General features: G+C 71.4%; 2 protein-coding genes. Both read left to right on the forward strand.

The genetic code is table 11. The annotated features are described in order from the left end of the window. Positions 1-1,142 (forward strand): phytoene desaturase family protein (locus F9K34_RS18680; protein ID WP_291338606.1); only part of this gene is annotated, 1,142 nt, incomplete at its 5' end. Continuing rightward, positions 1,139-2,338 carry an aminomethyltransferase family protein gene (locus tag F9K34_RS18685; RefSeq protein ID WP_291338607.1) on the forward strand — a complete coding sequence of 400 codons (1,200 nt, stop codon included), beginning with the start codon at positions 1,139-1,141 and terminating at the stop codon, positions 2,336-2,338. The genes F9K34_RS18680 and F9K34_RS18685, both read left to right, overlap by 4 nt. Positions 2,339-2,412 lie beyond the last annotated feature (74 nt).

The following is a 2,412-nucleotide window of genomic DNA, read 5'->3' on the forward strand; positions in this document are numbered from 1 at the left end:
CCTCCGCTCTCGCGCCGATGATGACGAAGGTGCCGCCGCGGCTCCGCGACGGCGGCTGGGGCGACCTGATGACGCTGGCCCGCCTGGGGCTCGGCGTGCGGATGCTCGGGCGGGCCGAGATGCGCGAGTTGCTGCGCATCCTCCTGTCGAACGTCTGGGACGTTCTGAACGACGAGATCGGCGACGGGCCGCTTTCCGGGGCGCTGGCGATGGACGCCAACCTTGGCGGCGCGATGGGGCCGCGCTCGCCCGGCACGGTGCTGCCGCTCCTCTACCGGATCGCCGGCCAGCCGCGGGCGATGGCCGAGGGCGGCGCCGGGGTGATCGTCGCCGCGCTGGTGAAGGCGGTGGAGGCCGCGGGCGGGCAGGTCCGGACCGGCGCCCCGGTCGCTTCGATCCTGACCGGTGACGACCGGGTGGAGGGCGTGCGGCTGGAGGGTGGAGAGGAGATCCGGGCGCCGCTGGTGCTCTCGAACGCGCATCCGCGCGCGACGTTGCTCGACCTCCTTGGGGCGGGCCATCTCGATGCCGAGGACGTGCGGCGGGCGCGGCGGATGGCGAGCGAGGGGATGGTGGCGCGGCTCGACCTGACGCTGGGCGGCGCGCCGGATATTCCCGGTTCTGGGGCACCGGACGGCGGCGACAGGCTGGTCATCGCGCCCGATCTGAAGATGTTGGAAACCGCCTTCAACGCCGCGAAATACAAGGAAAGTCCCGCCCGACCTGCGCTGGAGTGCCACTGGGACGCGGGCGCGGCCCGGCTGGCGGTCAGTGCCCAGTTCGTGCCCTGCCACCTCAATGGCGGCTGGACCCCAGAGGCGCGGGACCGGCTGGTGGCCAATGTCCTTTCGGCCGTCGATGACGCGATGCCGGGGACGGCGGCGAAGGTGACGGGCGTGGCGCTCGCCACGCCCGCCGACATCGCCGCGCGCTTCGCCCTGCCCGGCGGTCACTGGCACCATGGCGAGTTCCGGGTGGACCAGATGCTGATGCTGCGGCCCTTCGCCGGGGCCGCGCAATACCGGATGCCGGTGGCCGGGCTCTATCTCTGCGGTGCGGGCGCGCATCCGGGCGGCGACGTGACCGGACTGCCCGGCTGGAACGCGGCCGGTGTGGCCCTGAAGGACGGGAGGGGCAGATGACCGCCAAGACAAGCCCGCGCGCGGCGGTGCCGATGGGACTCGTGCCGGGGCCGTTCCATGACCGGCTCGCCGCGCTGAACCACCGTCAGGCCTGGATGAACTGGATGGGGATCGCCTCGCCCTCGGTGCTCGACACGGTGGAGTTCGAATATTTCGCTATCCGCAACCAGACGACGCTCTTCGACATCTCGCCGATGATGAAGTACCGGATCGCCGGGCCCGACGCCGAGGCGGTGGTAAACCGGCTCGTCACCCGCGACATCGCGAAGCTCGCCCCCGGCCGGGTGGCCTATGTGATCTGGTGTGACGAGGCGGGCAATGTGGTGGACGACGGCACCCTGTTCCGCCTCGGGCCCTCCGAGTTCCGCCTCTGCTGTCAGGAACCGCAGCTCGCCTGGCTCGACGACGTGGCCTGGGGCTTCGACGTGACGGTGGAGGATGTGAGCGCCGCCGTCGCCGGCCTGGCGCTGCAGGGGCCGACCTCCTGCGCGGTGCTGAAGGATGCCGGCCTTGCCGGGATCGAGACGATGAAGCCGTTCGAGATCAGGGAGTTCCGGGTCGATTCTCATCAGGTCACCGTCTCCCGCACCGGCTTCACCGGCGATCTCGGCTACGAGCTCTGGATGGCTCCGGAAGACGCGCTCGGCGTGTGGGACCGGCTGATGGAGGCGGGCCGGCTCAGGGGCATCCGGGTCATCGGCTACGAGGCGCTCGACATGGCGCGGATCGAGGCGGGGTTCCTGCTGCCGCGCGTCGATTTCGTCTCGTCCGAGACGCACCTGCGGCCGGGGCGCGCGCGCAATCCCTACGAGCTTGGCCTCGACTGGCTGGTGGCGCTCGACAAACCCCATTTCAACGGCCGCCGGGCGTTGCTGCGGCTTGCGAGGGAAAAGCCCCGGCGCCGGCTGGTGGCGCTGGAGATCGACCGCAACAAGGCCGCGCACCACGCGCTCGTCTATCATGCGAAACGCCGCGAGGTGGGCTTCGTGACCTCGGCGCTCTGGTCGCCGACGCTTAAGCGCAACATCGCCCATGCCTGGGTGGAGGCACCCTACGATGTGGGCGGCGACCTTTGGGTGGAAATCTACCTCCAGCGCGAGCTGATCTGGGAACGGCGGATGGCGCGGGCGCGGATCGTGGAGCGGGCCTTCTTCCGCCACCCGCGCCGCACCGCCACCCCGCCTGCGGACTGGTGAGGCCGGGATGGGCGAAGCCGTTTCCGCGCGCCGGACCCGCTCCGGCGGCCGGGCCGCCCGCGTGGCACTGCGCG

It is taken from the genome of Albidovulum sp. (assembly GCF_008933605.1).
In the GTDB taxonomy this organism is placed as follows: Bacteria; Pseudomonadota; Alphaproteobacteria; order Rhodobacterales; family Rhodobacteraceae; genus Albidovulum.